18 protein-coding genes are annotated in these 21,102 nt (G+C 49.6%); 13 read left to right on the top strand and 5 right to left on the bottom strand.

From position 1 onward, the window contains the following. Position 1 precedes the first annotated feature (1 nt). The 7 genes from BM331_RS07465 to BM331_RS07435 all read left to right on the top strand — a co-directional run bounded on the left by BM331_RS07465 (position 2) and on the right by BM331_RS07435 (position 5,215). The gene (locus tag BM331_RS07465) at positions 2–763 is read left to right on the top strand and encodes an HpcH/HpaI aldolase family protein (protein ID WP_074928524.1); all 762 of its coding nucleotides are present in this window, start codon (positions 2–4) and stop codon (positions 761–763) included. After that, entirely contained in the window at positions 760–1,695 is a 936-nt protein-coding gene (locus tag BM331_RS07460) for a phosphoglycerate dehydrogenase (RefSeq protein WP_074928522.1), read from the top strand. Before BM331_RS07465 ends, BM331_RS07460 begins: the two co-directional genes overlap by 4 nt. After that, the gene (locus BM331_RS07455; protein ID WP_074928521.1) at positions 1,688–2,632 is read left to right on the top strand and encodes an NAD-dependent epimerase/dehydratase family protein; all 945 of its coding nucleotides are present in this window, start codon (positions 1,688–1,690) and stop codon (positions 2,630–2,632) included. The genes BM331_RS07460 and BM331_RS07455 overlap by 8 nt, the downstream gene beginning before the upstream one ends. Continuing rightward, entirely contained in the window at positions 2,629–3,285 is a 657-nt protein-coding gene (locus BM331_RS07450) for an HAD family hydrolase (protein ID WP_074928518.1), read from the top strand. Before BM331_RS07455 ends, BM331_RS07450 begins: the two co-directional genes overlap by 4 nt. Then, positions 3,267–3,953: a 6-phosphogluconolactonase gene (gene pgl / locus BM331_RS07445; RefSeq protein ID WP_074928516.1), complete on the top strand. Its 687-nt coding sequence runs from the start codon at positions 3,267–3,269 to the stop codon at positions 3,951–3,953. Before BM331_RS07450 ends, pgl begins: the two co-directional genes overlap by 19 nt. A gap of 23 nt (positions 3,954–3,976) precedes the next feature. After that, positions 3,977–4,768, top strand: coding sequence for a glycosyltransferase family 2 protein (locus BM331_RS07440; protein ID WP_074928514.1), 792 nt, complete (start codon positions 3,977–3,979; stop codon positions 4,766–4,768). 84 nt (positions 4,769–4,852) lie between these two features. Continuing rightward, on the top strand, positions 4,853–5,215 hold the full coding sequence (locus BM331_RS07435; protein ID WP_074928512.1) for a DMT family protein: 363 nt from the start codon (positions 4,853–4,855) through the stop codon (positions 5,213–5,215). 18 nt (positions 5,216–5,233) lie between these two features. Here the strand turns inward: BM331_RS07435 and BM331_RS07430 are convergent, their stop codons facing one another. Continuing rightward, positions 5,234–5,893 carry a DUF4126 domain-containing protein gene (locus BM331_RS07430; RefSeq protein ID WP_074928509.1) on the bottom strand — a complete coding sequence of 220 codons (660 nt, stop codon included), beginning with the start codon at positions 5,891–5,893 and terminating at the stop codon, positions 5,234–5,236. Positions 5,894–5,903: 10 nt separating this feature from the next. Continuing rightward, positions 5,904–6,911: a glucokinase gene (gene glk / locus BM331_RS07425; RefSeq protein ID WP_074928507.1), complete on the bottom strand. Its 1,008-nt coding sequence runs from the start codon at positions 6,909–6,911 to the stop codon at positions 5,904–5,906. A gap of 367 nt (positions 6,912–7,278) precedes the next feature. Between glk and epsC the strand changes: the two genes are divergently transcribed. Continuing rightward, on the top strand, positions 7,279–8,205 hold the full coding sequence (epsC, locus tag BM331_RS07420) for a serine O-acetyltransferase EpsC (protein ID WP_074928505.1): 927 nt from the start codon (positions 7,279–7,281) through the stop codon (positions 8,203–8,205). Positions 8,206–8,305: 100 nt separating this feature from the next. Continuing rightward, positions 8,306–9,556, top strand: a complete 1,251-nt coding sequence (locus tag BM331_RS07415; RefSeq protein ID WP_074928654.1) for an NnrS family protein — start codon at positions 8,306–8,308, stop codon at positions 9,554–9,556. Here BM331_RS07415 and BM331_RS07410 read toward each other — a convergent pair. Continuing rightward, positions 9,544–10,815, bottom strand: a complete 1,272-nt coding sequence (locus tag BM331_RS07410) for an O-acetylhomoserine aminocarboxypropyltransferase/cysteine synthase family protein (protein WP_074928503.1) — start codon at positions 10,813–10,815, stop codon at positions 9,544–9,546. The two genes, BM331_RS07415 and BM331_RS07410, sit on opposite strands and share 13 nt — an antisense overlap. Positions 10,816–11,150: 335 nt before the next feature. Here BM331_RS07410 and BM331_RS12210 point away from each other — a divergent pair, with 335 nt between their 5' ends. Both BM331_RS12210 and BM331_RS12205 read left to right on the top strand, forming a co-directional pair. After that, entirely contained in the window at positions 11,151–11,900 is a 750-nt protein-coding gene (locus BM331_RS12210; RefSeq protein WP_256214852.1) for a pectinacetylesterase family protein, read from the top strand. 174 nt (positions 11,901–12,074) lie between these two features. Beyond that, positions 12,075–12,398, top strand: a complete 324-nt coding sequence (locus tag BM331_RS12205) for a hypothetical protein (RefSeq protein WP_256214851.1) — start codon at positions 12,075–12,077, stop codon at positions 12,396–12,398. Between the two features lie 95 nt (positions 12,399–12,493). On the opposite strand, the gene BM331_RS07400 is transcribed toward BM331_RS12205, so the two are convergent. Then, complete coding sequence (locus BM331_RS07400) at positions 12,494–15,469, bottom strand: EAL domain-containing protein (RefSeq protein ID WP_083414715.1); 2,976 nt, start codon at positions 15,467–15,469, stop codon at positions 12,494–12,496. Positions 15,470–15,730: 261 nt separating this feature from the next. Here BM331_RS07400 and msrA point away from each other — a divergent pair, with 261 nt between their 5' ends. Next, on the top strand, positions 15,731–17,074 hold the full coding sequence (gene msrA, locus BM331_RS07390) for a peptide-methionine (S)-S-oxide reductase MsrA (protein ID WP_074928501.1): 1,344 nt from the start codon (positions 15,731–15,733) through the stop codon (positions 17,072–17,074). 437 nt (positions 17,075–17,511) lie between these two features. Here msrA and BM331_RS07385 read toward each other — a convergent pair whose 3' ends face one another. Next, positions 17,512–17,988 (bottom strand): hypothetical protein, encoded by a 477-nt coding sequence (locus BM331_RS07385; protein ID WP_074928499.1) that lies wholly within the window; start codon positions 17,986–17,988, stop codon positions 17,512–17,514. Between the two features lie 388 nt (positions 17,989–18,376). Between BM331_RS07385 and pepN the strand changes: the two genes are divergently transcribed. After that, the gene (gene pepN / locus BM331_RS07380) at positions 18,377–20,995 is read left to right on the top strand and encodes an aminopeptidase N (protein ID WP_074928497.1); all 2,619 of its coding nucleotides are present in this window, start codon (positions 18,377–18,379) and stop codon (positions 20,993–20,995) included. The last annotated feature ends 107 nt before the right edge of the window (positions 20,996–21,102 follow it).

Below are 21,102 nucleotides of genomic sequence, written 5' to 3'. Positions count from 1 at the left end.
TATGTCACTGAAAACCCGCCTTGCCCGCTGTGAACTGACCATTGGTTCATGGATCACGCTCGGACATCCCTCAATTGCTGAGATCATGGCCAAAGCCGGTTTTGACTGGCTAGTGCTGGATACCGAACACAGCGTACTGGAGCTAAGCGAAGTACAAGCCCTTATTCAGGTGCTGGATGGCCAACAATGTCCAGCAATCGTACGCTTGACCTCCAATCATCCCGATCAGATCAAGCGCGTCATGGATGCCGGTGCAACCGGAATCATGGTGCCAATGATCAAATCTGCAGAAGATGCTCGCGCTGCAGTCGATGCCGTTTATTATCCGCCTGAAGGAAACCGGGGTGTAGGGCTGGCACGTGCCCAGGGCTATGGCTCAAGTTTCCAGGCATACCAGCAATGGTTACGTAACAACGCGGTTGTTATCGTGATGATTGAGCATATCCGAGCTATTGAAAACATCGATGCCATTCTGTCCACTCCCGGTATTGATGCTTACATCATCGGCCCTTATGATCTATCCGGATCAATGGGGCGACCGGGTGAGCTGGATCATCCCGATGTACAGACAGCCATTCAGCAAGTATTGCAAGCTGGTATCCGTCATCACAAAGCAGGTGGCATCCATGTCGTTGAACCCGACTTAGCCGCATTGCAGCAACGGATTAAACAGGGATTCACATTTCTGGGATACAGCCTCGATATCCGCATGCTCGATTCCCTCTGCCGTACTCACCTGAACATGATCAGAACACCGCTATGAGCAAGATCGTCATTTCCACCTCCTCTTTCGATTTTGACCACAACCCCGCCATACAGAGACTGCGGGCACAAGGCTTCACCGTCACCGGCAATCCTTACCGGCGCAAACTCACCGAAGATGAAATTATTGATTTACTCAGTACGGACACCGTCGCCCTGCTGGCGGGAGTTGAACCACTGACAGAACGTGTGCTGACAAGCGCCAGCGCCTTGCGGGTCATCGCACGTTGCGGCACCGGCATGGATAGTGTTGACCTGAAAGCTGCTCAGCAAAGAAATATCAAAGTTTCCAATACCCCTGAAGCGCCTGCTCAGGCTGTTGCAGAACTGACACTGGGGCTGATGCTTGATTGCCTGCGTCAGATCAATCACACCGATCGTTCCGTACGCGAAGGCGAATGGCCACGCACACAGGGACGGCTGCTGGCTGCACGCACAGTAGGCATTGTTGGCCTGGGGCATATTGGCCGACGGGTTGCCAAACTGTGTCAGGCATTCGAGGCAAAGGTCATCGCACATGACCCTCATCTGCAACAGGCACCCGGTGGTATTGAACTCGTTTCATTGAATACTTTGCTTGAACAGGCTGATATTGTGACACTCCACTTACCCTACTCTCCGGATGTTCACCATTTAATTGATGCCGAAGCCATTGCGCGTATGCAACCGGGAACAATTTTCATCAACGCCGCCCGTGGCGGGTTAGTCGATGAAACCGCTTTATGCACAGCGCTCAATTCAGGGCACATTGAAGCGGCTGCACTGGATAGCTTCGAGCAGGAGCCCTACCAGGGTCCTCTGCGCGAATGCAAACAGGCGGTACTGACTTCTCATATCGGATCACTTGCGCGAGAAACACGGCAGCGCATGGAAATCGAAGCGGCTGAAAATTTGTGGCGTGGAATGGTCGAAGCAGGGCTGATCAATGAGTGAAGCAATACAACCGGGACAAATTGCAGTTGTACTGGGCGCAGGCGGTTTTCTGGGCAGCCACGTTGCCGATGCCCTGTCCAATGCAGGCTATCAGGTGCGTCTGTTCGATCGCCATCTCTCCCCGTTCCGGCGGCCTGATCAGGAAATGATCATTGGAGATTTGATGGATATCAACCAGGTATCCAGCGCCGTTCAGGGTGCAGCGGTTGTCTATAATTTTGCCGCTATCGCTGATATTGATGAGGCCAATGATAAGCCTCTGGCCACGGCCAGCATCAATGTCATCGGTAACATGCATGCACTCGAATCAGCCCGGCTGACGGATGTACAACGTTTTATCTTTGCCAGTAGCATTTACGTTTACTCTGAATCCGGCTCGTTCTATCGCGCCAGTAAACAGGCCGCCGAGCGCTTCACCGAAACCTATCACGAACGCTACGGACTGGAATACACCATTCTGCGCTATGGATCACTCTATGGCCGACGCTCGGACAAACGCAACGGCATCTATCGTATGCTGCACGAGGCCGTGCAACAACATTCCATTACTTACCATGGCAGCGGGGAATCCATCCGGGAATATATTCATGTCGAAGACGCTGCCCGCATGAGCGTACAAGTGCTTGCTCCGGAATTTGCCAACCGCCACCTGATCCTGACCGGCCAGGAAAAAATGCGCATTCGCGATGTCATGACCATGATCTCGGAAATGATGCCGTGGGATGTCGCACTGCATTTGGATCAGGACAAACCAGGGCATCATTACCAGATTACGCCGTATGCATTTCAGCCCCGTGTTGGTCACAAACTGGTGCTCAACGAGCATGTTGATCTTGGACAGGGATTGCTCGACTGTATCCAGGAAATTCACCAGCAGATCGATCATGGCCACGAAGAAGATAGTGCAACTCCTTCCTCCACGGATAATCCAGCATGAACATAACCACCCGCCAGATTGACTACTGGCAAGCCATTATTTTTGATTTCGATGGTGTCATCGTAGAATCCGGGGATATCAAGGCACAAGCCTTTGCCGAACTGTATCGCCATCATGGTGAAACGATCGCACAGGCCGCAGTGGATTATCACCGCACCAACGGTGGCATGTCACGCTACCTCAAATTTCATTATTTCCAGCAAAATCTGCTAAATAACCCGCCCCTTACTAAGGAAGAAGAGCAGGAACTGGATCAACGATTTTCCAAACTGGTCATGAATGCAGTCATTGCTTGTCAACCGGTCGCGGGTGCAGAAGTACTGCTGCACAGAATGGTGGAGCAGATTCCACTGTTCGTCGCCTCTGGCACACCAGAAAATGAACTGCGTACGATCGTCGAACGGCGCAGCCTGTCACGCTACTTTACTGGAGTACACGGCTCTCCCCGATTCAAGGAAGCGCTGGTAGCGGATATTCTGTCAGCCCACCCACTTGATCCCGAGCGCGTGTTGATGGTGGGCGATGCGCTGGTGGATTATGAAAGTGCTCACCAGAACGGTGTTGCATTTCTTGGCCGCGTCCGCCCAGGCGATGACAACCCCTTTCCGGAATCAGTTGAAATTGTTCCTGACCTATGTCCACTAACCACTTGATCGAACGTCACGTTTTCAACGATCTGTCCTCATTATCTGAGGCATTGGCAAAATCAGCTGCCATCACGTTGCGTACTGCAATCACACAACACGGCCAAGCCAGTCTGGTGGTTCCTGGCGGAAGAACACCCACTGTTTACCTTCCCCGGCTGGCACAAATGAACCTCCCCTGGCAACACGTCTTTGTAACGCTGAGCGATGAACGCTGGGTAGAATCAACCAGTGAGCAATCCAACGAACGGCTGGTACGTGAGCATTTTCTGCAACACATGCAGCAACAACCTCGTTTCATTCCCCTCAAAACCAAGCACGCTCATCCTGATCAGGCAGTCGCTGACCTCAATACGCACTTATCCAGGTTACCCTTGCCATTCAGTCTGATCATCCTTGGTATGGGGGAGGATGGACATATCGCTTCTCTGTTTCCTGGCATGACGCTGGATATGAATTCAGCCAATCTGTGTCAGCCTGCCACACCACCCGCTGCTCCTTCTTTGCGTATCAGCCTGAGCCTGCGCGCGCTTATCAACAGTAGCCGCATCATCTTGGTCATTACAGGGAAAGAAAAAAGACAACTGGTTGATCAGCTCATTGCATCCCCTGATCCAGCTATACCGTTTGTCCAGCTGATGCAATCCAGATCAGTAGAATTGTTCGAAATGGATTAACAAAACACCAAGCGAATTGAACGTTGAAAAAATTTCTTCATCGCTACCTTTATAAAAAACCTGCCCAGAAACTCGCAACGCAAATCAGGTCGGTAGTTAATTCTCTGGGTAACGCCGTGCCGATAATAGTTGTATCTTACAATAACAGCATTTATGTCGATCATTGTGTACGGCAGCTCAATGCGCGATTCATTAAACCGATTATTATCGACAACGCGTCAACAGATACCGGAACGCTCGCCGCTCTTTCTGAAATCGCCACGACAGGAAGAGCCTTTGTCGTGCGGTCTGCAATCAACATGGGTGCACGTACCGGGTTTCAGGAAGTAATTTACGATGTCTTGCCGGATATATTCGGTTATACCGATCCGGATTTGCTGTTTAATCAACACTTACCGGCAGATTTCATTCAACAGCTTGTCAATGTTTGTGATCACTTCAAATGCTTTAAAGCAGGTTTTGCCCTGCCTTACCAGATTAAATACAGCCTGACTGATCGCCTGATGAAGTCAAGAAGTCTGGGTAAAATTATTCCTCACGAAAAATTTGTGACGGTATCACAATGGGAATCGCGGTTCTGGAATAAACCACTCAAGTATGATCAATTGGAAGTGTACGCTGCGCCGATTGATACCACTTTCGCGATTTATCACAAAAAATACTATCAAGGCGATTTTTTTGATGCCATACGAGTTGCCGGTAATTTCTCCGCGCTACACATGCCCTGGTTTCCTGATCTGGATCTGCTGCCGCCACACAAACGATCGACTTATCTCAAAGGAAATAAATCATCCACCTGGGTTACAAAAGGCTAGACCCCAGTCCTTTTGACCTGTTGCCCGCCAGGGCTGCCTCCGTTTTGACGAAATATAACCATTAACAAAACACCGGATTTCACCATGCGCGAGATTGGGATCACCATCGGGTTGCTATCGATCAGCAACGTCTTCATGACATTTGCCTGGTATGCGCATCTAAAGGATTTAAGTAGCAAACCATGGCTGGTGGCAGCTCTTATCAGCTGGGGAATCGCCTTCTTCGAATATATACTACAGGTACCGGCAAACCGCATTGGGTTCAGTGTTTTATCCCTCGGGCAGCTCAAAATCCTGCAGGAAGTCATCACTCTGTCTGTATTCGTGCCTTTCAGCCTGCTCTACATGAAAGAACCACTCAAACTTGACTACCTCTGGGCGGGGTTATGTATCCTTGGTGCGGTGTACTTCATTTTTCGTGGTGAGATAGCAGATACAGGCAACTGATCAATAAGTCCCAAAAACCTAAAAAGACTTTTTGTCCTCCCGAGTATCACCATCAGCCACTACAGGAGGAGATATGACCCTCAGAAATCGGGCTGTTTTTATCAGCAATGCCCTGATCAGCTTCCACAGTTTTGGCAGCAACCAGATTGCCAAGCCAACAAATATAATAAACAAGATCAGAAATAATATCGGATGATTTAGGGCTGTCCACAGCCCACCAATCACTATTAAATCTTCACTGATCGAGGCAATCCAGTTAGATACGGGTTCGGGCGAGGTGTTGATCATCAGGCGCGTACCGGTTTTGGCAGCATGGCTGGTTGTCGCTGCACCACCGCCAAGTATGCCCGCTGCAATTTCCAATGCAGGAGAAACATCCCCCACCGCTCCCGCTGCCAGCATGGCACCCGCTGGAATACGCACGAAGGTCTGCAAGGCATCTGAAATGCTATCCACGCCCGGTATCTTGTCAGCAAAAAACTGAACGAGATACATAACGCCTGCCGCTCCGATAACAAAGGGATTTTCCAGCACCGCCAATTCATGTGGCAAGGCAACGTTGCCAGTGGCACCGCCCAGACCGAGTACCAACAATGCTGCATACAAATTGATCCCACTTGCCCAGGAGCTCCCCATGGTCAGGGCCAGTGTAGCGATCAGAGATTCATAGCCGTTCATTCAGCCACAGTTACTCTGCAAGAGATATCGCTGGCTGGTGCAGCATACGCTGCGCGAGCAGCCCGGCACCCAGCAAACCAGCTTTTGGATTCATCACCACATAAACCGGAATCTCGCGCACCAGTTCACTGTATCGCCCTTTGTTGCAGAATGCCTGGATAAAACCGGGTTGTTGCAAAGTTTGGATGATGCGCGGCGCAATGCCACCCGCAATATAGACGCCGCCCCGGCATAACCCCGTCAGCGCCAGGTTACCTGCATAAGCACCGTAAATCTTGGCAAACAGATCAAGCGCTTTTAGAGCAATCGGGTATTGGTGCTCGAAAGCCAGCCGAGTAACGGTTGCGCCATCATCAGCATCCAGTTCAATACTTTTCAAGTGAGCGCCTGCCGCCATATCGGCCTGCAAAAAATTAAAAATGTGAGTCAATCCCTGACCAGAAAGCAATCGTTCGATTGAAACCCGCTGATACTTTGTCATCAGATATCTGAGTAATTCAATTTGAATGGCGCTGGTCGGCGCAAAATCAACATGGCCTGCTTCGGTGGCAAGCGGTTCGTAGTATCGTCCACGCTTGATCAACCAGGCAACTCCCATCCCGGTACCCGCTCCCAGTACAACACGCATCGCAGAAGAAGAAGGTTCCCCGGCTTGCAGCATAACCAGATCATCCTGCGGCAGTACTTCGATAGAAGCTGCCATCCCCTCAAAATCATTGACAATTTTCACAGCAGAAATTGAAAATTTTTCCGCAAGGGCGGAGGCATTAATCATCCAGGGCAAATTGGTCAAGTGCACCTGTTGATCAACAATCGGCCCGGCGACTGCCAGACAGACAACAACCGGCTGACAGCCAGATTGCTTTAAAAAATCTTCCAGAATGCTGTCAAAATCACCGTACTGACGACTATCGTAACGATGCTCATAATGAAGCTCAACTTCCTCATTTTTTATCACAGCAGAACGCAGCAGGGTTTTGGTTCCACCAATGTCGCCGTATAACAGATATCGATCCATCAGTTATTTTCCTCCTGACATAATGATGACAAGATCATTAAAACATGCAACCCCATTGAAACACAGGCTCATAAAAAAGCCAGAAATCTCATGGTAGAAAAAGTAATGCGGACAGGTACAATAGATCTCCTGTTTCTCCAGCTTTGCTGTCAACGGGTCAGGCTCATCCGGATATTAATTCAGCGGTGCTCTTTGCTCACAAGAACATCTCTAAAAATCCGGTAGTGCAGGGTAAAAGCACACAGAGCGCAACAACGAGACATATCCAATAAACAGGCTAGGCGGTGCACGGCGTACAACACCGCGATTCGCCTGTAAAGCCAATTTTTAGAAGTGCCCACAATAAGAAACGGGGAGGTGTTGTATTGTGACAGATATCAATGGTGCAGGTGATTTACTGTTGAAAAGCACACATTTGCAGATCAACGACGTGGTAGCCGAATTACGGGATGTACGCACCACTGCGCTTATCAACCGACAAGGGCACCTCAGACCACCCCGGCTGCCTTCCCGCAAAGTGCTGGCCGGAATTATCGAAGGTCTGCGAACAGCATTATTCCCTAACCGCCTCGGTCCATCCGATCTGGCAGTGGAAGGTGTTGATCATTATGTGGGCCATATCCTGAATTCAACGTTACGCGCCTTGCTGGTCCAGATTCAGCACGAATTGCACTTCAATTCTGGAACCGAAGAACTCGATCAGGAAACTTACGCACAAGCAACGGAAATCACCCAAACGTTCGCCAAACGGCTGCCCGTAATCCGTCGGCTGCTCGATGATGATGTTCTTGCTGCCTATGAAGGTGATCCGGCTGCCCGCGGGATCGATGAAGTGCTGGTGTGCTATCCCGGTGTCGCCGCCATTACCTGGCATCGATTGGCGCATGAGCTGTATCAGTTGGGAACCCCACTGATCGCACGCATGATTTCTGAAATCGCCCATTCACAAACCGGCATAGAAATCCATCCGGGGGCACAAATCGGTGAAAGCTTCTTTATTGACCATGGCACCGGCGTCGTTATTGGTGAAACCACAGTTATTGGCAACAACGTGCGCTTGTACCAGGCAGTGACCCTTGGTGCAAAAAGTTTTCAGGTGGATGAACACGGTTCACTGGTGAAGGGAATCGATCGCCACCCCATTGTTGAAAATGATGTTGTCATTTATGCGGGAGCAACCATTCTGGGGCGTATCACTATCGGCAAAGGTTCCACTATTGGTGGCAATGTCTGGCTGACACGCAGTGTGCCTCCCGGCAGCCGCATCACCCAAGCACGAACGCATAACGACTGAAACACGATAAATCCATCGCTCCTCCACGACACAGACACCTCTTTCTTTTGTTGTATTCTATTTGCTGCAAACTAGTTTGCAGCAGCCGACCAATACGAAAATGAATAGCGCACAATCAGGGAATCTATTCTCACGGTTTTTTCCAGGAGAAACCAAGGCATACGCTCATCAGTGGTTTTTTACGGCAGCGTGCCTGCATGCGATATTGGTCATCCCGCTGACCATATTGGCCAGGTATGGTTACGGGCCGCTTATACTGGTCATGCCGGCAGGGCATGCGTTTGAAATGTTATTCGGCCTTGCGCCGGCGCTGATTGCCGGCTACTTACTGGGCCCCATGCCCGCCAGGCGCCTGGTATGGTTTCTGGGTTTCTGGCTACTGGCAAGAGTTGCTGACCTGATTGCTCCCTTTGCCTGGCCAACTTTGGCATTCAACACGCTATTTGTCATCCTGCTCGCCCGGCAGTTACTTCCCCGCCTGTGGGCTGCTAAAAAATGGCGTAACCGCTCGCTTGTTCCTTTGCTCAGTTTAATCTGCGCCCTCACAACCGTAATCCTGCTGGCCGGACGGCTTGATGCATACCTGCTGCATCGCTATTTAATCGATGAAAGCGTACAACTGTTCGCGTTGCTGATGTTATTCATCGGCGGCCGTATGCTGGCACCTGCCGCCGCGGGAGAATTCTATCGTCAGGGCATGGAGCTGACTGCGAGAGTGCAGCCCAATATCGAAGCCGGGTTGATTCTTACCATTGCCGCCGCATACATTTTGGCCCCTATTGCAGCGTCACTTTCCGGTGCTCTGCTGATCAGCAGCGGAATACTGGCAGGCATCCGCCTGTTCCGCTGGCAATTATGGCACTGTCGGGCACGACCGGATCTGCTCTGCCTCGGGCTGGGTTACGGCTGGCTGGCGCTGGGCCTGATCCTGCTGGGGTGGACAAAACTGAATGACGGTAACTATTTCAGTACCGCCGCGCACGCCATTACCGTCGGTGCACTGGGCACACTGGCAACAAACATCATCGTACGTGTCACACTATTGCACATCAAACAATATCCTTCACGCATCACGTTCATCGTGGTTATGACGGGATTCATGTCAATCGCCGCAATCACACGTATGGCGGCAGATTTCAGCAACTACCGGGAAATATTACTGACGGCAGCTGCATTAACCTGGAGTATTGCCTTCCTGTTTGCGCTCTACATTGTATTGAAGGGGTTTACTACACCACGTATAAAACCGGTCGTCAGAACCCTACCAACCGATGACGCCAGCAAAACCTTGCATAACGCATTTTCAGACGAGCAACATAATACAACAAAAACAAATACTCACACTTCCTGAAAGGCCTGTTCTATATCGGCAATCAAGTCATCAATATGCTCGATACCGACGCACAAACGCACCAGATCGATACTGACACCGGCTTTAGTCAGTTCTTCATCATTGAGCTGACGGTGAGTCGTGGTAGCCGGGTGGCAAGCCAGCGTCTTAGCGTCACCAATATTCACCAGCCGTTTGATCAGCCCCAGCTTGTCCATGAAACGAGCACAAGCCTCAAGCCCGCCTTTAATGCCAAAGCTTAGAATTGATGATGGAATACCACCATCCATGTATTTTTGTGCCAAAACATAGTCGCGACTGTCTTCCAGACCGGCAAAATTAACCCAGCCAACTTTTGGGTGTGCTTTCAAGTAGCGTGCAATCTCCAAAGCATTGAAACAGTGGCGCTCCATCCGCAGTGGCAACGTTTCAATCCCTTGCAGAATCAGGAAAGAATTAAAGGGGGAAATGGCCGCGCCCATGTTACGCAACGGGACAACGCGCGCACGACCAATAAACGCAGCCGGACCAAATGCATCCACATACACCACGCCATGATAGCTGGGATCAGGCTTGTTGAATTGTGGAAAGCGCGGACTGTCTTTCCAGGGAAATTTGCCAGAATCCACAATGATTCCGCCAATGCTGGTACCGTGGCCGCCCATGTATTTAGTCAGTGCATGAACAACAATATCGGCGCCATGCTCAAAAGGACGGCACAATACCGGGGAAGCCACAGTGTTATCCACGACCAGCGGCACACCCGCCGCATGTGCTGCTTCAGCCAATGCAGCAATATCCACCACATTACCAGCCGGATTACCAATCGATTCACAAAAAACCATCCTGGTCTTGTCATCAATCGCATCCGCAAAGGCAGCCGGATTACGACCATCCACCATGCGTACTTCAATCCCCTGATTGGGCAGTGTATGACAGAAAAAATTGTAGGTTCCGCCATACACCTGGCTGGTGGAAATGATGTTATCGCCCGCCCTGGCCAGCGTCTGTACACAGGCCGTAATGGCCGCCATGCCGGAAGCCAGCGCCAGCGCCCCCACTCCCCCTTCCAGTAACGTCACTCTTTCTTCCAGCACAGCAGTCGTCGGATTCATGATGCGCGTGTAGATATTCCCTTGCACCTTGAGATCAAACAGATCCGCCCCATGCTGGGTATCGTCAAAATAGTAGCTGGTGGTCTGATAAATAGGAACTGCGACCGAATGCGTCTGTGGATCACCGGCAAAACCGCCATGAATGGCAAGTGTTTCTCGCTTCATTACATTTTCCTCTTTCAAAATAAACTGGAGTGCCGACTGTTAGCCGGATGACATACAGGCAATCTTAAAGGAACCCCAGAATAAATCTATATTCGTTATTGCGGATACGCTGGTCTTGCACAATTTTCCATATACTTGTAACTGCATGCAGAAGAATGATCCGTGATTGGAACTCTCTCCGCACACCAATCAAGGATAAAGAATAATAGGCTCGTGATCTGTCACATCTTTTCGGAATTTATGACTTTGTATTACTATGAACATCAGCAGTCAGGCAGGTTATGGCCGTGAAGAGCAATACAAGCAGCAAATCCACTTAAAAACAGGGAGGCAAGATGTTGAAATACAATCGAGTCACCTTGATTTCTGTGTTATTGGTCTTCTTTTCCTCGGGAGTATATGCGGCAGGATGGGAAGAAGTGAAAGTGTCCGCACAAACCATTCTGGATGATGACGGTAACTATAAAGATATTCAACCTGGTTGTGCATTCAGTGATCCACAGGAGCAGTTTCATTTTTACTACCGGCAAGGAACCAAACCGCAAACGCTCATTTATTTTAATGGCGGGGGTGCCTGCTGGAATGGTGCAACCTGTCTGACTTCGCTGACCGTTCAAATCACTCCGACAACCCGGCCTGTCTATAATCCTTCACTTGCGGCTGAAAATAGCCCTGAAGGAGCGGGCGGGATAATGGATTACACCCGAGCAGACAATCCACTGAAAGACTGGAACATGGTTTTCATCCCATATTGCACCGGGGATATACATATTGGCTCAAACGACGCAATCTATAAAGATCCATCAGGCATTATCAACAATGGCAACGATGTGGTAGTACATCATCGTGGTTTTGATAATTTTATGGCGGTACGTGAATGGTTGAAACAAAGACCGGATCGATCGAATACCGAGCAAGTGCTGGTATCAGGATCCAGTGCAGGCGCTTACGCTGCCTTAATGAATTTTCCCCGGATACATAGCATTTATCCGGGCAACACGAAAATATCACTCCTCTCCGACGCAGGGACAGGGGTCCTTACCAACAATTTTATAGGCACGGTTTTCAAACCTGATGGTCCATGAGGTACTGAACACACGCTCGCAACCTGGGTACCAGGCATCAGCCGGATTAGCAACTATAACGCCCTTAATTTTTTCACCAATCTGGCAACTGGTATCGAGCACCATTTCACAAAGAGCAAGTTTGCATATGTCACGACCGCCTGGGATGGCGTTCAAACGTTATTTCTCAACATCATGAGAAAAACAGATCAGGGAATTAATGATCCCAATCAATGGCCGAATGTAGGATCTGTAACTGCTGTTGAGTGGAATCTGCGAATGTTGACTACATTGAACGCCAATGCACTGATCAATGGCAACTCGAAATACTACATCAGCGCAGGAACCTACCACGTTGGATTGTTGGATGCATTTGCCCCGGGTGTTTTCTATACTGAAAAAAGTGCTGGTGGCATCTACTTGAAAGACTGGGTCAACCGGCTGGTGGTCAATAACAAGAAATATCCTCTGGTGAACTTGATGTGCAGCGGCACTTGTGGCGCACCGCCATTCCATTGAGGAAGTAATCAAATCAGGATTCCGTATCCTTCGACTGCTTTCGTTATAGAAAGTACGGAGGATGTCGGAAAAACCAGATTTACTGTAATACCTATCTATCGGGGCACTGAATGCTCACGCAACCAGGCTTCCAGTTCTATTGCCGGTACCGGCCGGTGAAATAGATATCCCTGATAATAATCGCAGTCATGCTGGCGCAGGAAAGCCAGTTGCTGCTCTGATTCAATCCCTTCTGCCAGGACACCCAGCTTTAGCCCGCGTGCCATGGCGATAATCGTTGCAGCAATTTCACGATCATTGGGATCATCCGCCAGATCGCGCACAAAACGCTGATCAATTTTTAACTTGTCGATGGGAAAGCGCTTCAGATAAATCAATGATGAATAGCCCGTACCAAAATCATCGATCGCCAGATGAACTCCCAGTGCCTTCAGCTTGTTTAGTGTTTCAATTGATTGCTCCGCATGCTCCATGAACATGCTCTCGGTCAATTCAAGTTCCAGGTAATCAGCTGGAAGTTGCGTTTCTTCCAGTATCCGCTGCACCATGCCGACCAGATTTTCTGACTGAAATTGCCGTACTGACAGGTTAACCGCCATAACAAGCGGGGACAAACCAGTATCAATCCAGGCACGAGCCTGCTTGCAGGCGGTGCGCAACACCCATTCTCCCAACGGTACGATCAACCCTGTTTCTTCTGCAATGGGTATGAATTTTCCCGGTGGCACCATGGCTTTGCCTGGTGGTTGCCAGCGTACCAGTGCTTCCACCCCGACCACATAGCCGGTACGCGCATCTACCAGTGGCTGATAATGCAAGATAAGCTCCTCGGCTGAGAGGGCGTAACGTAAACGATTTTCCATAATCAATCGCTCGTTCGCCGCAACACTCAAAGCTTTCGTATGGTAACGATAGGTATTGCGGCCCTCTTTTTTCGCCTGATACATGGCCATATCAGAGTGCTGAATCAACTCTGTCGCATTGCTCGCATCCTCCGGGAACAGGCTGATGCCGATGCTGGCATTGATAAAGATCTCATGTCCGCTCGGCAGCACGAACGGAGAGGTAAGCAGATTGATCAGGCTTTGCGCAACAAATGCTGGATCACCCGGATCACGGACATCTTCCAACACCAGCAAAAACTCATCCCCCCCCAGGCGCGCCAGCGTATCTTCTTCACGCACCCGCTTCTTCATGCGCTCGGCCAGTTTGATCAGCAGCTCATCTCCGACTGGATGGCCCAGGCTATCATTAACATTTTTGAAACGATCAAGATCAATATAGAGCACGCCAACCAGCCGGCCATGTCGCTGCGCCCGCTCTATGGCATGATGCAGCTGTGACTGCGCCAGCAGGCGGTTGGGCAGACCGGTCAACAGATCGTAATGCGCCAGTTGTGCCAGTTGCGCTTCGGACTGTTTCATTTGTGAAATATCGGTAAATACACCGACATAGTTGCAAAGCTGGCTTTCATCACAATGCGATGGATTGACACATACTACGTTGATCGTCAGCCATTGTGGATAAATCTCACCATTTTTGCGCCGGTTCCAGACCTCTCCACTCCAGTGCCCGGTTGCCTTCAAGGTAGACCACATTTCCTGGTAAAACGCCTTGTCGTGCAGATCTGATTTAATAATCTTGGGATTTCTGCCCAGTACTTGTGCTTCACTGTAGCCGGTAATCCGGGTGTAGGCCTGGTTGACCGCAACAATATGCGGTTCCAGATCTGTAATCACTACTCCTTCGCGAACAGATGCAAATACCGTGGCGGCAAGCCGCAGAGCTTCTGCTGCATGAACCTTTTGTACAGCCAGCGCCGTAAAGGAAGCAAATTCTTCAATCAACTCCAGATCAGCAGGAGTGGGTTCGCACGTCTTATGATGATAGATGGCAAAAGTACCCAGCACATCGTTGTGCTCATCCTTGAACGGCAAGGACCAGCAAGCATGCAGATCGGCCTTGCGTGTCACATCCAGAAAATGCTGCCAGTACGGATGGTGATCAATATCAGATACGATGACCGTTTCACCCCGGAAGGCAGCTGTACCGCAGGAGCCCGCTCCTTCACCAATCTCCAGACCATTAACTGCCGCATTGTAATCATCTGGCAGGCTGGGCCCGGTGCCATGTCTCAGGTGGCCTGTACGTTTATCCAGCAGCAAGATGGAAACCAGCATATTTGGATTGATTGCTTCGAGCTGTTTGGCAATATCCTTCAGAATCACCGGCAACGGCTGGTTGGTTACAATCAGATCCAATGCTGACTGCTGCGCCTGCCTGATCAGTTCAGTCCGTTTTCGTTCACTGATATCCAGACAGGTACCGACAACTTCATACGGTCTGCCATCGGCATCCTGAATAAGCCGTAACTGATCCAGCAACCAGACGACTCGCCCATCGCGATGATAAAAACGGTAATCATGCACCAGTTGTCCCTCGGACATCAGAATTGACTGGCGCGCCACTGCCTGATCCCGATCATCCGGGTATAAATGTGAAATCCACCAGTCAGGAACACATACTTCTTCCGGGGTATAGCCAAGTATCTGCTCAACGTTCTCACTAACCCAGACAAGTCGCAGCAAATCCCCTGTAAAATGCAGGTTGTACAGAATAACTGGGCTGGCTGCCAGCAAATGGGAGAGGCGCAGATTTGCCCGTTTTGCGTTGACTCGCTCGCGCGCCAGCTCTGCCAGCCACTGCGCCTTCTCCAAGGTAGCGAGAATCTTGGAGAGATAGTCTTTATGCTTGATCAGATAACCTTCCACCCCTGGTAATGCACCTGACGCATCGGTGGCATCCTGCTCGGTTAGCAGCACAATAGGAATATCCAGTTTTCGCTCTTTGCGCAGCAGCCTGATAAATTCAAGACCATTCGTACCTGGTGGGCAGTAATCGACCAGCAGTACGTCGAAATCGGCAGTTCGTCCCGGGCCAGCGGGTAAAAGCGCCAGCGCACTCTGCATATTCGTCACCGTAGCCAACTTAATCTCAGGTGCCTCCTGTGCCAATGCACGTTGCACGCTATCAGCATCACTCTGACTGCACGCGATATAAAGAACACGCATTATTGTTGTTGACTCAATTGATCAAATCGCCCCAGTAAATCATCATCTGTTATGCCACGCCCATAAAGCTATCAAAATTGACCGGCTTGAATAATATAAGAAATGACCCTGGAATCACAGGTATATTGAATACCCCTGTCGCTTCGCGACAACAGTAATGACACCCCGGCAAGTACGAACTTGTCATGACATCCTGATAAAACCAGAACCTGTGATACTCCAGGATGTCTGAGAAATATATTTGTTAAACCGCACTAAAAAATGAAAACAATTATTACTACATTAACCACCCTGATAATAACAATGGTTATTACCGTCTTTGCAATGGAGAATACTGTGACATCCAAGCCTGTAAAATCAAATCAAACTACTGATTCAAAATCAAATTATATTGTTCTGGGCATGGGTTGTTTCTGGGGTGCCGAGAAACGCATGGGAGAACTGCCCGGGGTGGTTGATGTGGAAAGCGGCTACGCAGGTGGTGATCGCGCCGGTGCAGGTTATCAGGATATTCTGAATTTTGAACGCGCGTTACGTATTGGCAGAGCAGCCGGGCGCAATCATGCCGAAGTGGTCAAAGTGACGTTTGATCCTGAACAAATATCACTGGAAGGCGTGCTGGCAAAATTCTGGGAAAGCCATAACCCCACTCAGGGCGATCGTCAGGGCAACGACATCGGCAGCAATTACCGCAGCGCCATCTACTATCACAACGAAGAGCAGAAGGCCATTGCACTGTCCACACGTGACGCCTACCAGCAGGCGCTGATTGCAGCCGGTTACGGTCAGATTACGACTGAAATCCTGCCACTGAAAAATTACATTACTGCAGAGGAATACCATCAAAATTATTTGAAGAAAAATCCGGACGGTTACTGCGGGCTGGGGGGAACAGGCGTGAAATACCCTGCTTCTGATCAAAACATTATCCAGGACGATATATCATCTGCTCCAACAATCCATCCCGCACAATCACTGGATGGCAAGGATCTGAACTTTGACCGGCAGCTGGTGGTGTTTGAATCAGAAAACTGCGAATTTTGCGCACAGTTCAAACAGGATATCCTCGACCACTGGCAGGCAGACGTTCCCATGGTCGTGACAATGAATGCCAACCCGCCTGCCAATTGGGCACTGGATAAACCTCTGTTTGCCGCACCCACGATCGTACTGTTCAAGGAAGGTAGGGAAGCGGCCCGCTACACCGGTTATACCGGAGAAAAGGAAAAATTCTGGCAGTGGCTCGGGTTTCAATTATTGACACCGGAACAACAGAAAATTGCTTTCGAGCAGGGGACCGAGCGCGCTTTTACTGGCTCCAATTTGGATGAAAAACGTCCGGGCAGGTTTGTTGATCCGATCACTGGTGCTACACTATTTCGTAGCCAGACCAAATTTAACAGCGGAACCGGCTGGCCCAGCTTTATTGAACCCGTTGCAGGATCCGTCACCTATCACGAAGATAATTCCGGTTATCTGCAACGGATTGAAGTGCGCAGCGCCAGCTCCGGCATTCACCTCGGCCACGTTTTCAATGATGGCCCTCCCCCCAGCCACAAACGCTATTGCATCAACGGCAATGTCCTGAAATTTGTTCCGGATTGATAATTCATTCCGTTGCAGATAAATCCAGCGTCATCTTGTCTGTAGTGAATAGCTGATTCGTGCGTTGAATGTTTTACGGTACGATTTAGCTGCACTACTGTACATGCATCCAGTTTAACTGGCCGATATATAAGCACTTAATTTTCTTTTACCCCTTTTCCCATCTATCTGCTCCATATGCAACAATCAGTACAAAACCAAGCCCAACCAGAGCCAGCGATGCTGATTCCGACACAATAAACGCTCCAATGGTTCCACTTTTGCCCAATCCAATGGTGTCTGTGTTCTCAATACCCTAACCTGCGGCGCCTGATCGAGTAAAGTCACCCACCAGTTGCATGTCGTTCGCGACAGTACAGGAGACACCCAAATCGGCACATCGTTGATTGACAGGATTAAGTGCAAAGAAGCCAGAATAATCATCCAGGATGAGACAACTATCGGCTCTTGATGGATTCGATAACATCAACAACGTACTTCTGATTAAATCCGGCGACGAAAGACCAGAACAAGAGCTTTGCATACTCAGATGCACCGTCAGCGTGCTGGTGAAATACGGCCTCAAAACCCCGAGGAATCTCTCCAACATCTACTACAATTCTTGGAAAAAGCTCTCCGCTTATGATGCCTGATACGAATAACGTATACAGCACGCATGCCAGAATGCCGCCAACAAAGGAAGGTACAATCAGCCCAAGCCACGATGTCGATAGTTCCCTGACTTCTATGTCAGTAAGGCTAGACAGGTTTCGATGCACCCCGACATATCCTCCGATATTCCCGGCGATGAAAGTAAGAAATGGTACGGTAAATGGATTGGCATACATGGATAGGGCAATGGACAATGTCAGCAAGATAACAAAAATCAGCAAGAGCTTGCACCACACGACATTCAAAGCTTGCTGACGAGTCATAAAGATTCCTTTTTTGCTGTGATGCCCAGTGCTGGAAATCAACAGAATCACTTTGTAACGCCGGCTGAATTAGCCAGGCAACGCTAATGTAAAGAATACGCTTGTCTTTCAAGGTTGTCAGGATGACCTCATCAAAAAAACACGGCCAGCACACTGCAGATCAATAACCCATGCACACTGTTTTCGCATGGGCAAGCCGGCAGGCCATCCCACGTGCAGTTATTTTGCAGCTGCCAAAGCCGACTGAAAACTTTTCCCCCTGCAGCATTGGGGCAAAAATTCATAGCTTGCCTCCAAACACCCAAAATGATTCATGAATAATTTGGGTTGAAACCAGAGGCTTTAAGTGGGTTAATAGTTGTTTAAAACTTTTTTCTCATGGCTGATCATGTCTACCACACCTGTTACTTACCTCGCTGATTACCGCGTACCCGAATTCCTGATTGAAAAAACCCATCTGACCTTTGAACTGCATGAAGGCCATACCGATGTCAGCAGCCAGCTAACCATTGTCCACAACCCGAAAAGCACAAAAGTTGACTATCTGGTACTGCATGGTGAGCAACTGGAGTTGCTTTCTCTGGCAATTGATGAACGCCCACTTGGCTCCGGGGATTACCAGATCACTCCACAAAATCTGACCGTTTACAACGTGCCAGAACGCTTTGTCCTGCAGTGCAAAACCCGTATTTATCCTGAGAAAAATACCGCTCTGGAGGGGTTGTATCGCTCAAGTGGTATGTATTGCACGCAATGCGAAGCGGAAGGTTTCCGCAAGATTACCTACTACCTGGATCGCCCTGATGTCATGAGCGAATTTGAAACAGTCATCATTGCTGAGGAAGGTGCTTTCTCGACTATGCTGTCCAATGGTAATTGCCTGTCTGATACCGTGCACACTGGCAAACGCATCGTTCACTGGCACGATCCTTTCAGGAAACCCAGTTATCTGTTTGCGCTGGTTGCAGGTAATTTAGTCTGTCTGGAAGATCACTTTTCTACCCAGTCAGGCCGTCAGGTTTTGCTACAAATCTATACCGAAGCAAAAGACAGCGATAAATGCCACTTCGCCATGCAGTCATTAAAGAAAGCCATGCGTTGGGATGAGCAAATCTATGGCCGGGAATACGATCTGGATCGTTTCATGATTGTCGCCGTGGATGATTTCAATATGGGGGCAATGGAAAACAAGGGGCTAAACATATTCAACACTTCCTGCGTATTGGCGCACCCGGCCAGCACTACCGATGCGGCCTTCCAGCGCGTGGAAAGAGTGATTGGCCATGAATATTTTCATAACTGGTCCGGCAACCGCGTAACCTGCCGCGACTGGTTCCAGTTGAGTCTGAAAGAAGGCTTGACCGTTTATCGTGATTCGGAATTTTCAGCAGACATGAACAGCCGTGCAGTCAAGCGCATCGAAGATGCCAATGTGATACGCAGCGTGCAATTTGTTGAAGATGCCGGTCCAATGGCACACCCGGTACGGCCGGATTCCTATATGGAAATATCCAATTTCTATACCGTAACAATTTATGAGAAAGGCGCTGAAGTAGTGCGCATGCTGGCCAATATTCTGGGGCCGGAACAGTATCGTCGCGCCACTGATTTGTATTTCAGCCGCTTCGATGGCCAGGCAGTCACCTGCGATGACTTTGTGCAATGCATGGAAACAGTATCCGGCAAGGATTTACGCCAGTTTCGTCTGTGGTATTCACAAGCCGGCACCCCGCAACTGCATATCAGTGACAGCTATGATGCTGCCCGTCAGCAATACAGCCTGATCGTTCGCCAGCATACGCCCGCAACACCCGGACAAACAGAGAAAAAAGTACTGCACATTCCGCTCAAAATCGCTCTCTATGGTGGCAGGGGTGCACTTGCTTTGATGATTGATGGACAGAACAAAGGCACAGAAACCGTACTGGATATTTGTCAGGAACAGCAGACTATTGTCTTTGAGCAGGTGACAGAGAACCCGGCACCGTCTTTATTACGCGGCTTTTCAGCACCAGTGAAGATTTTCTACACTTATCAGTTAGCACAATTGCAGCAATTGATTCTATTGGATAGCGATGGCTTTTGTCGCTGGGATACCATGCAAAGCCTAATGCGCATGGTGTTGTGCAAAGCCATCGACGGCAAGGATAACCATACAGAACAAGCTATGCTGGTGGATACGCTCAAACAATTGCTGGCTGACCATGCATCCATGGATGCGGCGTTATTGGCCTGTATGCTGGATTTACCCAGCGAGCAGTATCTGGCCAGTTTGTACGATAAAGCCAACCCGACAGCGATCAGTCAGGCCAGAACGCAATTACAACAGCAGCTTGCCACGCAGTTACAGCCAGAACTGCTGGGTTGCTATCAGACTTTGCAGGACAAAGCGCAAGGGTTATCCGCACCAGCGATGGCAGCACGCAGTTTGCGTAACCGTGCGCTAGCCTATTTGCTGCACATTGATGATGCACGCTACCGCAATCTGGCACAGCAGCAATTTACCCGGGCAGACAACATGACCGATCAATTCGCTGCTTTAAGGGTACTGGCTCATGCTGAACACGCCGAATCAGCCGCACAAGAAGTGCTGCAGGCTTTTTACCAACAATGGCAACACGAAACACTGGTAGTCAATATGTGGTTTCAGGTACAGGCCACCCGACCTTGGGGCAATGTATTGCAGGCAGTACACAAACTCTTAAATCATGCAGCATTTGATGCCCGCAACCCGAATAAATTGCGTGCCGTGATCGCTGCTTTTGCCAATCAGAACTTTGCCAGTTTTCACGATCGTTCTGGCAAAGCCTATCAATTCCTGGCTGACCAGATCGCCGACATTGATCAACGCAACCCGCAAATGGCCGCCCGCTTGCTGACACCATTAACACATTGGCATCAATTTATTGACGAGCACGCCACACTCATGCGTGCAGCATTAGAATCCCTCGCACAACGGGAATTGAGCAAGGATGTATATGAAGTCGTCAGTAAAAGTTTGAACTAAGAACCTGTTTATAATCTGTTTCTCACCCCTGATAATAAATAGATGAAGAGACCAAAATACGCCAGCGACATCAGCCGAGAGAAGTTTGCCGAGATAGAGCCATTACT

The sequence above is a fragment of the Nitrosomonas eutropha genome, assembly GCF_900116685.1.
GTDB classification, from domain to species: Bacteria; Pseudomonadota; Gammaproteobacteria; order Burkholderiales; family Nitrosomonadaceae; genus Nitrosomonas; species Nitrosomonas eutropha_A.
The sequence above is the reverse complement of the archived record's forward strand: the minus strand, read 5'-3'. Positions and strand labels throughout refer to the sequence as shown.